Genomic DNA, 14,087 nt, shown 5'->3' with positions numbered 1-14,087 from the left:
CATACCTTGAAACCAAACTTAGACACTGAGGTGACACATGAGTGATGAATTGGCCTTATTGGCCCATCTAGCGGGGGATTCCGTGGCTATCGCGGTGAGAGATGTTGAAGTCGGGCCTGCCCGATTGGCGTTTCTTGACTCTGAGGATCAAAGAGATATTACCGTTGCAGAGCCAATTCCGCTCGGACACAAAGTTGCTTTAGTGCAGATTCCGGCGGATGCCCAAATTATTGAGTACGGAGAGATTATCGGATCCTCTCGCCAAGAGATCGAAGTTGGAGAGTTGGTCCACATCCATAACATTAGGAGCAATAGATGGCAAATCAAGGCCTAACCGGTTTTCGTCGCGCAAATGGCGCTGTAGGTATTCGTAACTATGTGGTGATCCTAGCCGTCGATGATCTCTCGAACGCAGCGGTTGAGGGAATCGCCGCACTGGTTCCAGGGACGATAGCGATACCTCACTCCTATGGTCGTCTTCAATTTGGAGAGGATCTAGAACTTACCTTCCGAACCCTAATTGGAACTGGCGCAAATCCAAATGTCGCGGCTGTGGTCGTAGTTGGTATTGAACCATCGTGGACCGATCGGGTAGCCGATGGCATTGCCTTAACTCAAAAGCCAGTTGGGCGCCTCTCGATCGAGCGAAATGGAGATCTCAACACTATCGCTTCAGGAGCTCGTATGGCTGCTAAATTTCTCCAGGATGCCAGCGAGATTCAAAGAACACCTGTTGAACGACATGAAGTGATGATGTCAATCAAGTGCGGGGAATCCGATACCACAAGTGGCCTCGGGGCTTGCCCTACGACGTCTCAGGCTGTTGATCGCACTGTGGCCGCCGGTGGAACTGTTTTATTTGGAGAGACCACCGAGCTGACAGGAGGAGAGCATCTTATCGCCAAGCGTTGTATCAATGACGCTGTAAGGGATAAGTTTATGGCTTTCTTCGACGACTATATGGCTACGGTAGAAGAACAAGGCGTAGATCTATTGGGTTCGCAACCTACCCAGGGCAACATCAGAGGTGGTTTATCTACCATTGAGGAGAAGGCGATGGGAAATATTGCTAAGACCGGTTCGGTGCCAGTAGTAGATGCCCTTGAGCCCGCGGTTGCACCTAGTGTTCAAGGCTTAAATTTCATGGATACCTCTTCGGCCGCTGCGGAATGCATCACCCTTATGGCCGCTGCGGGAGCCGTGATTCACCTTTTTCCAACTGGACAGGGCAATATTATTGGCAACCCAATCGAGCCCGTAATCAAGATCACCGCCAATCCTCTTACTGCTAGTACGATGACAGAGCACATAGACTTAGACGTCTCTGGCCTTTTGCGCCGTGATTATGGCCTAAAAGAGGCGGGGGATCAGATCATGGAGTTGATCGATCGAACCATCAACGGTCGCCTTACAGCTGCTGAGGCGATTGGCCACAAAGAGTTCGTGATTACGAAACTTTATCGGAGCGCATAAATATGGCAATTACAACTCGCGCACTTTTAGATGCGGGGGCGGTAGTTCCGATGTTGATTGGAGGCGAATGGGTTCCTTCGTTCGCCTCCAATCTTCGAGAGGTCACCAACCCAGTAGATGATAGTGTTATTGCTCAGATCGCCTACGGTGGTGTCAGCGAAGCTCAAAGTGCCGCCGACCAAGCAACAGCGGCATTTGAGAGTTGGTCTAATACCTCGAGCCGCTATCGAGCTGATATATTGTGGCGAACATACGAATTGATTCTCGAGCGCGCCGATGAGATAGGCGCGCTTTTGTCTTTAGAGACCGGCAAGCTCCTCTCAGAGGGGATCGGCGAGACTCGCTTTAGTGCCGAATATTTCAGATGGTTTAGTGAAGAGATTCGCCGTCCTCAAGGTGAGGTCTTCGCTAGTGAAGATAGGAGCCGCAAACAACTTTCGATCTCGCGTCCAATTGGTGTAGCTGCAACGTTGACTCCTTGGAACTTCCCCCTTTCGATTCAAGCTCGAAAGGTGGCTCCGGCGCTGGCTGCTGGATGCACCGTAGTGGCTCGTCCGTCCGAAAAGGCACCCTTGGCTGTTGGGGAGCTATTTAGAGCTCTAGTCGATGCGGGTCTTCCCCCAGGAGTGGCGAACCTTATCTATGGCCCAGCATCAATACAGTCCAATGCGCTAATCGACCACGATGGCATAGGCGTGATCAGCTTTACTGGCTCCACTCCGGTTGGGTCGGCCCTTATGCGTCAAGCCTCTAACCGAATCGTTAGATGCGCCCTTGAACTTGGGGGAGATGCCCCCTATATCATCTTTAGCGATGCCAATATAGATCGAGCCATTGAGGGGCTAGCTATCGCTAAGTTTAGAAATAATGGCCAGTCTTGTATTGCTGCAAATCGTGTCTTTGTGGAGGACTCCATTATGGATCAGGTCTGCGAGAGGCTCGCAAAGCTCACCTCCTCGATGCGAATTGGTGATCCCCTAGGGCACGAAAGAGTCGACCTAGGTCCGTTGATTGATAGTAGTCGGGTTCGTGATGTCGATCGAATTTGTAGAGATGCTCTTGATAGTGGTGCTAGTTTTCTAGGTGAATCTCCGATTGTTCCTGATGGCGCTAACTTTATGCGCCCTGGCTTTTTAGTTGATGCGGCTTTTGACTCTGCTCTCGCCAAAGAAGAGGTCTTTGGTCCAATTGCTGGAGTATTTTCTTTTTCAGACGAAGACGAAGTTATCCATCGGGCAAACGATACCAAGATGGGTTTAGCGGGTTATGCCTATACGAATAATCAAAGTCGAATTTGGCGCCTAGCCGAAAAGCTAGAGGTTGGTATTTTGGGGTTGAACCATCCACTTCCGTCGGTGGTCTACTCCCCAATGGGTGGCCTCAAAGGTAGTGGACTCGGTCGTGAAGGAGCCCATGACGGTCTCTTAGAATATCTAGAGACCAAATATATCTCTATAGGCATCGAGGAAAAGTGAGCGATCAACTACGCAGTTCGAATTGGTTCGCCCAAACCGGTAAGCTGGGCTTCTATCATCGGTCACATACTAAATCAGAGGGCTTTCCCGATGATATGTTCTCTGGGAAACCCGTCATAGGAATTGGGGCATCTTGGTCTGATCTAGCTCCATGTAACGCCCATCTCCATGATCTTGCCCAGTCGGTAAAGGCTGGAATCTACGAAGCGGGTGGTTTTCCTTTTGAATTTCCAACCATGGCTCTCGGTGAGACCCTTATGCGCCCTAGCGCGATGCTATATCGCAACCTCGCAGCCATGGAGATCGAGGAGCTGATTCGTTCTAATCCTCTAGACGGAGTGGTTCTCCTTACCGGCTGTGATAAGACCACTCCAGCTGCGATCATGGGTGCCCTAAGCGTCGATCTCCCGACGATTATTTTGACCGGCGGACCGATGATGAACGGAGTCTTTCGTGGTGAGACCGTGGGCTCTGGGACCGATCTTTGGCGATTCTCCGAAGACGTCCGCGCAGGAGTGATGACCCAGGAGGACTTCGTCTCCTCGGAGGCGTGTGTCTCTCGAAGTGTGGGCCATTGTACCACCATGGGTACAGCTTCTACGATGGCCTGTTTGGCTGAGGCGCTTGGACTCGTTCCAAGTGGAACTTCCACAATTCCAGCGACAGATGGTGCTAGAAGAAGCGCTGCACAATTGGCAGGTAGGCAGATCGTCTCACTGGTAGCTAAGGATCTTCGCCCTTCTTCGATACTTAGTCGCGAGAGCTTTGAAAATGCGATAGTTGCCAATGTCGCTTTGGGTGGCTCAACAAATGCCATCATTCATCTCTTGGCAATTGCCGGTCGCGCTGAGATCGACCTAGAGCTGGAGGACTTTGATCGGCTGGGCTTGGCGATTCCGACCCTTGTAGATCTAAAGCCGAGTGGCCGTTTTCTAATGGCAGACTTCCATGGTGCTGGTGGTCTGCCTGCCCTTCTGAGCGAGATCTCGGAGTTTTTGCATCTTGGGGCACGGACCGTTTCTTCTAGGACACTTGGTGAAGATATAGCTAATGCTAAGAATTGGAATCAAACGGTAATTCGAAAGGTGGATGCACCTCTTTTACCGCCTGGGAATGGGAGTGTAGTTCTCTTTGGGAATCTAGCTCCTAACGGGGCAGTCCTAAAGCTTTCGGCCGCTGATCCAAATCTTTGTGTTCATCGAGGATCAGCTTTGGTCTTTGACTCAATTGAAGAGTACAACTCTACGATCGACCAGGAAGATTTTATCGTGGATCCAAACAGCGTTTTGATCCTTAGAAACGCGGGCCCAAAGGGCTATCCCGGAATGCCCGAGGTGGGCAATCTTGCAATTCCAAAGTCACTAGTAAAACAGGGCCTTCGGGATATGGTTCGAATCTCTGATGCGAGAATGAGTGGTACCTCTTTTGGAACAGTGGTACTGCACGTAGCGCCGGAATCGGCTAGTGGCGGTCCTCTTGGTCTGGTCCAAAATGGCGATTCGATCTTTTTAGATGTGCCAAATAGAACTTTGTCACTTGAGGTATCTGAGGCGGAGTTGCTCAAACGTAGAGAAGAAAATTCCCCATTTAACCCAGATGATAGCGGCGGTTATGTCAGCTTGTATCGCACTCATGTGATGGGGGCCGAGACAGGAGCGGACTTTGATTTTCTTCGCGGACGTAGAGGATCTGACGTACCAAGGAGATCGACATGAATAACCTCCTTGACTCTCAAGTCTCTCTGGTAACCGGTGGAGGTGGAGGTATCGGTGCAGCTATATCGATGACGCTAGCCATGGCCGGAGCTAAGGTAGCCGTCGTTGATCGGGACCAGGTTGGAGCTGATGCTACAGTTGGGGCGATCCTAGAGGCTGGCGGAGTAGCTAGTAGCTTTGTTGGCGACATAGCAACTTCGCCCGAGCGTATCGAGATCTACAATCGCGCTAAGGGGGCTTTGGGTGAGATTGACATCTTAGTGAATAACGCCGCCGATCATGGGTCCCGCCTTAGTTTTTTAGAGATCGAAATCGATGAGTGGGAGAGAATCCTAGCCACTAACTTAGGTGCTACCTGGCATTTTTCTCAATTGGTGGCCCGATCGATGATCGAGCGCCAAGGTGGCGCTATCGTCAATCTCGGTGCTATTCAAGCGTCGCTTCCAGTTGCAACCTATGTTTCTTACGTTGCAACTAAGGGCGGCATCATCTCACTCACCAAGGCTTTAGCGGTTGAGCTTTCTCCCCATGGAATTAGGGTGAACTCTATATCGCCAGGAGCCATTGCCACTCCTTCTACACAGAGTGCTCTTTCGAACATTGGTACCACCGAGAAGGCTCCCACACTGTTGGGGAGGATGGGATCGTCCCGCGACATTGCTAATGGCGTCTTATTCCTGGTTTCACCAGCTTCATCTTTTATCACAGGGGAGAATTTGGTGGTGGATGGGGGCCGCTCCCTCTCTAGGGATCCCGATCCATTTTCCTCTTTTGGAAGTCGGACGTAACTTTAATTCGCTTTCGAAGGGGTAAAAACTAAAGATCGCCTTGGGTATCTAAGTGGTCGTAGCGCGAGGATTTTGGATCGTAAGAAACCCATTGGGTGGCCTTTTAGTTGATGACCTATGGTAATCTCCGACTAACTCCTGTTTTTGGGAGGATATCGGACCATTTGTTCGCCCTGTGTCTTTGTAGATTGGCTGGCGACATTAGTCGCGCGCAAGTATTAGATCCGCAAGTATTAGATGTGCACAATTAGATGCACAATTAGAAAGAGTTGGCTTTTTGAAAGTTAGGCGAGCTTATTCGATAGGGCGTGGGTTTGATGTGGTGTGAGATGACGGACCTAACTTGCACAGGTGGCGAACGAAATTTGTTTAAGAAAAGGAATTTGATCAGGTGAAGCAATTAAAAAAGGCGCCCGAGGGCGTTTTGGGAGCCTTGGCTACCCCGTTGAATTTAGATGGAACTATAGACTACGACTCGCTTGAGAGTCTTGTGGCTCACATGGTGAGCGGAGGCGCAGATGGAATCTGTCCGGTTGGTTCAACCGGAGAGGGACCCCTGCTTGACCGTCAGGATCGCATTGGTGTGACCCGCCACGTAAGGGCACAAATTGGCCAAGAGCTTCACCTCATCCCTGCTACCGTTAGTGTTACGCCTGGTGATGTAATGGCCGATTTGGCTGCATACCACGAAGTCGGTGCAACTAGTGCTTTGGTGCCACCCCCGTTTTACTATCCCTTAGATGCAAATGCTACCAAAGACTTCTTCCTTAGGGTGGCAGACGAGTCGCCGCTTCCAATAGTGATCTATAACATCCCTCAAATGACCAAGGTAGCTGTAGCTCCAGTGATCGTTGGTGAGCTGGCGAGGCATGAAAACATTATCGGAATCAAGGATTCAAGTAGGGACTTTGAATACTTTTCTAGCGTTTGTGATCAGGTGACCTTGCTAGAGCCGGAGAACTTTAGTGTCCTAACAGGCTCTGATACCATGCTTAGTGCATGTAACTTGGTGGGTGGTTCTGGGACAATTGCTGCATCGGTTAATTTGGTGCCAAGATTGGTGGTAGATCTTCATCTAGCTAGTAAGAGTGGTGACCTAGACAAGGCTCGCATAGATCAGGCACGACTACTTAGAATCGTCCAAGCCTGTCGAGTCCCGGGTTTTCCGGCAGGGTGGAAGGCGGCCCTTTCGCTCATGGGCCTTTGTGGAGCGACGCCCGCCAAGCCAGCTAGAACGGCCCAGGATCAGCAAATTGAGACCTTGAGAGTCGCCCTAGTGGCTCTTGGAGTGCTTGACTAAAGAGCTAGATCCCAACTCGGTGGCAACTCGATATTTGCTGTTTTTGCCATTTGGACTATCTCGTTTGCCACCGAGTCCGCGATTTGGATCTTTGTCTGTGGCGTTATCTCATTGGGTAGCGGTCGACCTGCACCAGGAAGGCGTCCGTTGGAAGATACAACTTGATGAGCCATCTCGTTTAGGCGTTCGGTTGAGGAGCTATCTATCCCAAAGGCACTTGGATCGATCGCCATGAGAAGGTGACTCAATCGTTGCGGAGTAGCTATGGCATCCAAAGAGAGCGGATCAGCGACCTGTGTTGAGAGGGATGGCCCGACTAGACCGCCAGTGAGTGCCTCGACCATCAAAGCTAACGCAAAGCCCTTGGCTCCAGCCATTGGAGCCAACATCCCATTTAGCGCTATCTTGGGATCGTTTGTGGGGATCCCGTTGGAATCGAAGGCCCAGCCATCTGGGATCTCTTCGTCGGCGGCTGCTGCCTGGGCGATTCTACCTCGTGCGACAGTTGAGGTTGCCATGTCGATAATGGTTGGTCGTGGCTGACTTGGAATTCCAGCAGCTAGGGGGCTAGTCGAAAGGAGTGGTCGATTTCCATCCCATGCCGGCATGACAGCTGGACCGTTTGTGAAAGCCAATCCAATCAGCCCTTGCTCTAACATCTCTAAAACATATAGTCCCAAGACGCCACAGTGGTTGGAGTCGGCGACTGAGACGACTCCAACACCATATCTTTGTGCTCGCTGGGTGGCTAGAACGCTAGCTCGATGGGCTTGGAAGTGGCCCATCCCACCATGGCCATCGAGAGCAAGGACGGCTCCAGTCTCTTTTATCACGCTAAGTTCTGCCTTAGCGTTGATTCCGCCTGCTTTGAGACGCCTAAGGTAGTGGGGGAGGCGGAGCAATCCATGAGAGCCGCGACCCCAGGCGTCCGCCATAGTTATCTCATGTGAGGATCGTTCTGCCACCTCTGGACTTAATCCATATTCGCATAGAAGTGCTTTGGCGACCGATTGTGACTCGGAAAAATTTGATTGCATTTTACCCCCGGGGTATGGTAATTATTTGTGGTTTAATCCTAGCAGTGGTAAGACCAATTGGCCAAAATTGACGATTAGCATAGAGATAGGAATAGACCAGCTCTCTAGGGCATTAGATGAAAACCCCTTGGAGTGCAATTGAATAAGGAGTTATCGCCTTGAATGAGAAGTCGCAAGAGTCGACGTCATCGCTACCCATGGACGTCTTGGTGGTTGAAGACGTTTGGGGTAGTGCATTTGATGAGATTGGTCAGAGACTAACCATCACCTACTTGCCTCAACTTTGGGAGGATGATTCGGCCCTTAAAGACTACATTGGCAACGTCAGAGCGCTGGTAATTCGCAATAGGACCCAAGTTACTAGAGACCTCCTAGCTGCCGCTCCAATGTTAGAGGTCATCGCCAGAGCTGGTGTCGGTCTCGACAATATCGACCTTGTTGCAGCTAATGAGGCAGGTGTTGTTGTGGTAGCTGCCCTGGGAGCAAATGCCACAAGTGTAGGTGAACACGCCGTTGGTATGGCCTTTGCCTTTTCCAAAAACCTTATCAGCCAAGATCTCAAGACAAAAGAGGGAGGTTGGGATAGGCGCCTTGGCTTTGAACTTCAAGATCGATCTTGGGGGGTTATCGGCCTTGGAGCCACCGGACGCGAGACGGCTCGAATTGCCCATGCTATTGGCATGAAAGTCTATGGCTATGATCCAAATATCCCAATCGATAGATTCATCGAGGGCGTTGACACAAGGGTAGATACTATCGAAGAAACGCTCGCCTCGTGTGATTTCATCTCATTACATGTCCCCCTTACCCCAGGGACTTCAAAGATGGTTAGTTCTGGCTTTTTATCTAAGATGCGGAGGGGCTCTTATCTGATCAATTCATCAAGAGGTGGCTTGGTAGATGAGGATGCTCTTCTTGAAGCCCTTGACAACGACCATTTAGCTGGGGCAGCCCTAGATGTTCGAGTTAGTGAGCCTCCTGCTTTGCATCCTTTGAATTCCCATGCCAAAGTGATTCATTCACCTCATGTGGCGGGGTTGACCTATGAGTCGCAAGATCGAATCACTGAGATCTTGGCCTTTGAGATTGATACTGTTCTTGGAGGAGAACCAGCGACGATGAATGTAGGAATTCACCAGATCGCCAATAGATAGACCTAGTATCTCGATCTTTCATCTTTAGATAATTAGAGAGATCCTATTTGTATAGCCCCCTTGATTCCGCTGCCTAGGCTGGGGAATCAAGGGGGCATTTTCTCTGTGCCAAGGTTCGCTTTATAAAAGATCTCATCCATAACAAAGACTCCCCAGTTCGCAACCTTTTGGACGCGTAACTGGGGAGTCTTTGGGGGTGTCACCGTGAGGGGGAACTTATTTGTTAGGCGACTACTGCGCTAGCTACTGCTGCTTGCATCGCTGCGAGTCCTGCTGAGACCGAAGATTGGTTCGCCATTACCGAGTTGAGCGGAGCTTGTAGCGTAGCTGAGACTGCAGGGTAGTTTTGAATCGATGGACGGGCTTTAGCACTTGCAAGAATCGTAGGTAGATTCTTTAGATTTGGTGATTTGAGCACTAGTTGTGTATCGGTCTGAACATCTTTTCGAGCAGATAAAAGGCCAGCTCCGGAGGTGAGCTGAATCTGCTGGGCTTGGGAGGTTAGATACTGGATTACTCTCCAAGCCGCCTCTGGTCGAGCTGACTTAGCGTTGATGCTATACATCCAGCCACCGGTGCAGCCATGGCCGCTTCCATTGGTCAGACCAGGAAGAGGAGCATTATTGACCTTACCAGGTACCTTGGATTGCGTTGGACTATTGGCCAGCGTATAGGCATAAGTCCAGTTTCTCATAAAGAGAGCATTACCATTTTGCATCAATACCAAAGCATCGTTTGGCTTCATTGTAGAGGTTCCAGGAGGCGAAATCTTGGTAGTATAGACGGTGTCATAGAGAAACTGTAGCGACTTATTCCCGGCTGGAGTATTTAGGGTAACCTTGGATCCGGAGGAGATTTCTCCGCCGTAACCCCAGGTGTACTCACAGAATTCATCGACAATAGCCTCAATCTGTGCGCCTTCCCAGACGTAACCCCAGAAGTTAGGATTGGTTGCCCTTTCGGCAGTTTGAATCTTTTGTGAAATTCGAACTAGTTCCGCGTAGGTCGTCGGAACGGTCTCATTGTACTTTGTCAATAGATCGGTTCGGTAGTAGAGCTGGCCGACATCGATCGATTGTGGAATTGCATAGAGCTTACCCTTATACTTGCCTATATTTAGAGCAGTTGGGATAAATGCCGATTGGAATGCCGCACTTGCATATTGATCAAGTGGTGTAACCCATCCCGCTTCAGCGAAGGTGCCTGGGTAGGTAACGTCCATCGTCAATATGTCCGGAGTAGATGCCCCACCAGCTAAAGCCGTTACGTATTGATTATAGACGTCGTTGGTCACTGGCGGGATTGTCTGGAAGGTCACAGGAGTGTCTGGGTTGGCATTGTTCCACTGATTGATCAAAATAGTGGTGGTCCCTGAGTTATCCTGAGGACCTGCAATGACAATCGGTCCAGTCTGGCGCGCTGGTGCACCTGAAGTTGTGGTTCCAGCAGCTGCAGCGGCAGTTGTGGTACTCGATGAGGTTCCACTACCGCAAGCTGCTAAAACTGCGCCACCAACGGCCGCTACTCCAAAGCCAAGAAATTTTCGCCTTCCAATTCCTCCATCTGAGATTATCTCATTGCCTTCAGTTTCTGAACCCATCGTTTGGCTCCCTTTCCCCCGTGCAGGTGCACATATTCACTAAATCGCGAGATTTCCCACATCGATAGTGAAGTTTATAAACTAAGCAGTGGCCTGTCCACTGACCAGTTATTCTAACAGTTCTTTACATGTATGTCAAGTATTGAAGTGGTTGCGAAGATAGATATGTGCTATATGACTCTAGCTGATATCTATCCATCTCATAACTGTCCAACTAGTGTTGGTGAATCAGTTGGATCTCTAGATTCACTACTGTCCCATCAGTTTTATGCAGATGGGCCTGAGTAGTCCTAGGCATTGGTTCGTCACAGATGAGCTTTGGCGCGGTCCCAAGCTCTGGGTTTGATGGAATATAGCGGTATCTAAATTCGTGACCTTCTTGGTAGATGGTGCTCTCACATTGAGGGCTTTCCCAAATCTCGATCTCCCAAGTATCGCTTGGGATCTCTCCGGTGTGTTGGCCTAGGGGTCCGAATGCTATGGCTGCGCCGCTTCGTACAAAGATGGGAATCTTGTCCAGCGGAACCTCCATCTCAAATTTCTTTGGACCAAGGTGCGACTCTCCACTCCAAAAATCTGACCAATGCCCAGATGGAAGTACCACCTCGACCGTCGCAGTTGGTGCGTCGTTTGAGAGGACTGCGACAACCAGTAGGTTTGATCCGATTAGAAATTCATGTTCAACTCGATAGAGGTCTAGATTTGTCTCGTCGGCGAAGATAAGTGGCCTTAGCATTGGCCACCCGAACTTTTCGCCTTCGAATGCCGCACTGATCAAGTTGGGAATAAGTTGATATCGAAGGTTTACAAAGCGTCTTACGATATCGCAGGCTTCTTCTCCAAAGTGCCATGGTTCTCTAGGCGTGAGACCGTGAAAGCGAGTTAAGGGAGATAGGGATCCAACCTGTGCCCATCTTATATATAGCTCCTTAGAGGGACCCATTCCATAGAAGCCGCCGACGTCATGTGACCACATTCCTGGAGCAGATAGTGCCCAGCTCAAACCACCCCTTAGGCTATTAGCGAGGCCGGCAAAGCTTGCTTCTGGATCTCCGCCCCACTGAGCTGGATAGCGCTGGGAAGATGCCCATCCACTACGACTCCAGACCAATGGGTTTGAGTCACGCTCTTCATCGATAGCCTCAGATACAGTGCGTGAATACCAAAACGGGTAGAGGTTGCGCCAATTTCTACCCGTCCTCCCGTCTGACATTAAAGCAGAGTCGGGAAGTCCTTCGCCGAAGTCACACTTGAGAACTGAGACACCAAGTGCAAGTAACTCCTTGTTCTTTTCTTTCCACCATTGGCGTGCGGCGGGATTTGAAAAGTCTAAAAGGCGTCTAGGTCGACCGTCTCTGGAGAAGGTTCGATCGACTTTGGCAGGTGCGCCACTAGAGTCGCGGACCAAGTACCCATTTTCTTTGGCTTCGGCGGTAATGGGTGATGCTTCATCTAGGTAGGGGAGTTCCCATAGTGAGATGTGAAAGCCTTCCTCCAAAAGAGTCGCCATCATCTCCTTGGGATCTGGATACTTCTCCTGCGACCAGATAAAGTCACAATTCAATCGGTCTAAAACAAGCCAGTCGGGGTCAATGTGCAAGACGTCGCATGGGATCTGATGGTCTCTCATCCCATGGGCTGCTTCCTCGAGAGAAGCTCGATTTGGATAACGACATCTAGACATCCATAGGCCAAATGCCCATCGAGGTGGGACTCGCATGCGACCAGTTAGTTCGGTGTAGAGGCTAAGGCGACTTGGCAGATCGACGCCAGCTATCAAAAAGAGATCAAGGCGGGCCTCCTCATTTGCCACCTTAAGAACGCTTGGATATGGATTTCCAACGTCGACTTTCATCGGTCCGGGGCCATGAACAAAGGCGCTATAGCCCCTTGAGGAGTGAAAGATCGGAGCTGGTTTATAGACGAGCCCCGTCCCAACCCCTAGGCCATCGTTGGCTATTAACTCGAATGAGGCGCCATTGTGGATAAAGGGTGTGAACTGCTCGCCAAGGCCGACTATGTATTCGCTGGGTTGAATTTCAAGCGAGAAGGTCGATGCGTTATCGCTAAAGCCGATGGTGGGTTCGAATGGAAAGCCAGCTACTTGACGGCGATTGCCACCGCCCATGGTCACTACGTTTCCAGATAGGTCGAGAAGTTCGAAGCTAAAAGGTTCTTTGGTAAGGCGCAAAGTTAGCTGGGTTGTCGAGATATCTAAGTGGGTGCCGGTCTCGACAAGTGTAACTGGTACGAGCTGCAGTAGTCGATCTATGAGAATCCCAAATTCTATACCATCGTAGTCATTTGTCTTGAGATGGTCAGGAACCATTGTGATTCGGATGGTATTTGGGCTATATGCACGAATATAGAGGCTCGCGCTTGCTCTTACCGTGGGGTCTGGTGCGTCGTCATCTGAATTGATGCTCGGAGCATTTGGCAGTAGTGATTCGAGCCCCTGCTTGTTTGGGGGCTCCGAGGTTATGATTCCTGCAACGTTTCCTAATGGTTGGTAACTTACGGCCCCGAGACGTAGCTGGACGCCACTGGCATCTTGGCTATAGCTCTCGATCGTTCTGATCAAAAAGTCGCCCTCGAGCTCTTTGGTATCTAATCTCTCAACGTTGGTCATTACTTTACTGCTCCTAGTGTCATTCCACTTATTAGACGCTTTTGAAAGACTGAGACTGCTAATGCGACGGGAACGAGTGCCAAAACCGTTGCGGCTGAGATAATTCCCCATGGGAAGGTATATTGGCCAGGATACAAAGCGATACCTACTGGAAGGGTTCGCATTGAGTTGTTGGTCATGAAAGTTAGAGCTAAGAGAAATTCATTCCAGTCGCCGGCGAAGATGATAAGGCCCGCTGTGACGATTCCAGGTACCGAAACCCTCAAGATGATCTTAAAGAAGGCGCCAAAATAGCCAAGACCATCGACCATTGCCGCCTCTTCAAGCTCCTTGGGGAGGTCTTGAAGGTAGGCATTCATTAGCCATACGCAGATTGGAAGGCTCAAAAAGGTATAGGGGATGATAAGAGCCCAATAGGTATTTAGGAGGTTGAAGTGGCGGAATAGGTTAAAGAGTGGAACGACAAGCGTTATAGGTGGCAGGAATGAAAATGCAAGGATGACCAGCAAGATCACCTTTTTAAATCTAAATCGTAGACGCGCTATTGCATATCCAGCAAAGGTACCTAAGATCAGGCTTGCCAAGGTGGCAGTTACGCTGACGACTAGGGAATTTATGTAGTAGCGACCAAAGGGTGCCTGGCCAAGGGCCGTTCGGTAGCTACCCAGTGTCAGCGATGATGGTATCAAGGTGACCGGCTGAGTTGTCAACTGGGCCTGTGGCTTTAGGGATGTTATCAGGATCCAAAGGACTGGAAAGAGGGCGTAGAAGCCTAGAACTATTGCACTAGCGTTGAATAGGCCCATTCGAGCTTTCGCCCACGCTCCTCTTTTTGATCGACGAACTGGGCCACTTTTATAGGCCCGCTTAGAGATCTTTTGATTTGGTATCTTTGTCATTGACATCTATTTGCTCA

At 50.2% G+C, this 14,087-nt stretch carries 11 protein-coding genes; 7 read left to right on the top strand and 4 right to left on the bottom strand.

What is annotated here, in order from left to right:
- Nucleotides 1-37: 37 nt before the first annotated feature.
- From ACIDITHRIX25_RS74420 to ACIDITHRIX25_RS74395, 6 genes are all read left to right on the top strand, one after another.
- Nucleotides 38-334: a UxaA family hydrolase gene (locus ACIDITHRIX25_RS74420; RefSeq protein WP_052605933.1), complete on the top strand. Its 297-nt coding sequence runs from the start codon at nt 38-40 to the stop codon at nt 332-334.
- Nucleotides 316-1,473 (top strand): UxaA family hydrolase, encoded by a 1,158-nt coding sequence (locus ACIDITHRIX25_RS74415; RefSeq protein ID WP_052605934.1) that lies wholly within the window; start codon nt 316-318, stop codon nt 1,471-1,473. The genes ACIDITHRIX25_RS74420 and ACIDITHRIX25_RS74415 overlap by 19 nt, the downstream gene beginning before the upstream one ends.
- A 2-nt stretch (nt 1,474-1,475) precedes the next feature.
- A complete protein-coding gene (locus ACIDITHRIX25_RS74410; RefSeq protein ID WP_201732779.1) occupies nt 1,476-2,948 on the top strand; it encodes an NAD-dependent succinate-semialdehyde dehydrogenase in 1,473 nt (490 codons plus the stop codon).
- Nucleotides 2,945-4,663, top strand: coding sequence for an IlvD/Edd family dehydratase (locus tag ACIDITHRIX25_RS74405; protein WP_201732778.1), 1,719 nt, complete (start codon nt 2,945-2,947; stop codon nt 4,661-4,663). Before ACIDITHRIX25_RS74410 ends, ACIDITHRIX25_RS74405 begins: the two co-directional genes overlap by 4 nt.
- Nucleotides 4,660-5,451 carry an SDR family NAD(P)-dependent oxidoreductase gene (locus ACIDITHRIX25_RS74400; RefSeq protein ID WP_201732777.1) on the top strand — a complete coding sequence of 264 codons (792 nt, stop codon included), beginning with the start codon at nt 4,660-4,662 and terminating at the stop codon, nt 5,449-5,451. Before ACIDITHRIX25_RS74405 ends, ACIDITHRIX25_RS74400 begins: the two co-directional genes overlap by 4 nt.
- Nucleotides 5,452-5,842: 391 nt before the next feature.
- Nucleotides 5,843-6,751, top strand: a complete 909-nt coding sequence (locus ACIDITHRIX25_RS74395; RefSeq protein ID WP_052605937.1) for a dihydrodipicolinate synthase family protein — start codon at nt 5,843-5,845, stop codon at nt 6,749-6,751.
- Here the strand turns inward: ACIDITHRIX25_RS74395 and ACIDITHRIX25_RS74390 are convergent.
- On the bottom strand, nt 6,748-7,788 hold the full coding sequence (locus ACIDITHRIX25_RS74390; RefSeq protein WP_201732776.1) for an Ldh family oxidoreductase: 1,041 nt from the start codon (nt 7,786-7,788) through the stop codon (nt 6,748-6,750). The genes ACIDITHRIX25_RS74395 and ACIDITHRIX25_RS74390 overlap by 4 nt on opposite strands.
- Before the next feature lie 158 nt (nt 7,789-7,946).
- On the opposite strand from ACIDITHRIX25_RS74390, the gene ACIDITHRIX25_RS74385 reads away from it, so the two are divergent.
- Nucleotides 7,947-8,942, top strand: a complete 996-nt coding sequence (locus tag ACIDITHRIX25_RS74385; protein ID WP_052605939.1) for a hydroxyacid dehydrogenase — start codon at nt 7,947-7,949, stop codon at nt 8,940-8,942.
- Between the two features lie 223 nt (nt 8,943-9,165).
- On the opposite strand, the gene ACIDITHRIX25_RS74380 is transcribed toward ACIDITHRIX25_RS74385, so the two are convergent.
- From ACIDITHRIX25_RS74380 to ACIDITHRIX25_RS74370, 3 genes are all read right to left on the bottom strand, one after another.
- The gene (locus ACIDITHRIX25_RS74380) at nt 9,166-10,542 is read right to left on the bottom strand and encodes an ABC transporter substrate-binding protein (protein WP_201732775.1); all 1,377 of its coding nucleotides are present in this window, start codon (nt 10,540-10,542) and stop codon (nt 9,166-9,168) included.
- A gap of 214 nt (nt 10,543-10,756) precedes the next feature.
- Nucleotides 10,757-13,171: a glycoside hydrolase family 31 protein gene (locus ACIDITHRIX25_RS74375; protein WP_201732774.1), complete on the bottom strand. Its 2,415-nt coding sequence runs from the start codon at nt 13,169-13,171 to the stop codon at nt 10,757-10,759.
- Nucleotides 13,171-14,070 carry a carbohydrate ABC transporter permease gene (locus ACIDITHRIX25_RS74370; RefSeq protein ID WP_160291836.1) on the bottom strand — a complete coding sequence of 300 codons (900 nt, stop codon included), beginning with the start codon at nt 14,068-14,070 and terminating at the stop codon, nt 13,171-13,173. The genes ACIDITHRIX25_RS74375 and ACIDITHRIX25_RS74370 overlap by 1 nt, the downstream gene beginning before the upstream one ends.
- Between the last annotated feature and the right edge of the window lie 17 nt (nt 14,071-14,087).

This window comes from Acidithrix sp. C25, from assembly GCF_904848545.2.
The sequence above is the reverse complement of the archived record's forward strand: the minus strand, read 5'-3'. Positions and strand labels throughout refer to the sequence as shown.

Coding starts and splice junctions, on each gene's coding strand:
- ACIDITHRIX25_RS74420 (WP_052605933.1), top strand. CDS start 38: ATGAGTGATGAATTGGCCTTATTGGCCCATCTAGCGGGGGATTCCGTG.
- ACIDITHRIX25_RS74415 (WP_052605934.1), top strand. CDS start 316: ATGGCAAATCAAGGCCTAACCGGTTTTCGTCGCGCAAATGGCGCTGTA.
- ACIDITHRIX25_RS74410 (WP_201732779.1), top strand. CDS start 1,476: ATGGCAATTACAACTCGCGCACTTTTAGATGCGGGGGCGGTAGTTCCG.
- ACIDITHRIX25_RS74400 (WP_201732777.1), top strand. CDS start 4,660: ATGAATAACCTCCTTGACTCTCAAGTCTCTCTGGTAACCGGTGGAGGT.
- ACIDITHRIX25_RS74390 (WP_201732776.1), bottom strand. CDS start 7,788: ATGCAATCAAATTTTTCCGAGTCACAATCGGTCGCCAAAGCACTTCTA.
- ACIDITHRIX25_RS74380 (WP_201732775.1), bottom strand. CDS start 10,542: ATGGGTTCAGAAACTGAAGGCAATGAGATAATCTCAGATGGAGGAATT.
- ACIDITHRIX25_RS74375 (WP_201732774.1), bottom strand. CDS start 13,171: ATGACCAACGTTGAGAGATTAGATACCAAAGAGCTCGAGGGCGACTTT.
- ACIDITHRIX25_RS74370 (WP_160291836.1), bottom strand. CDS start 14,070: ATGACAAAGATACCAAATCAAAAGATCTCTAAGCGGGCCTATAAAAGT.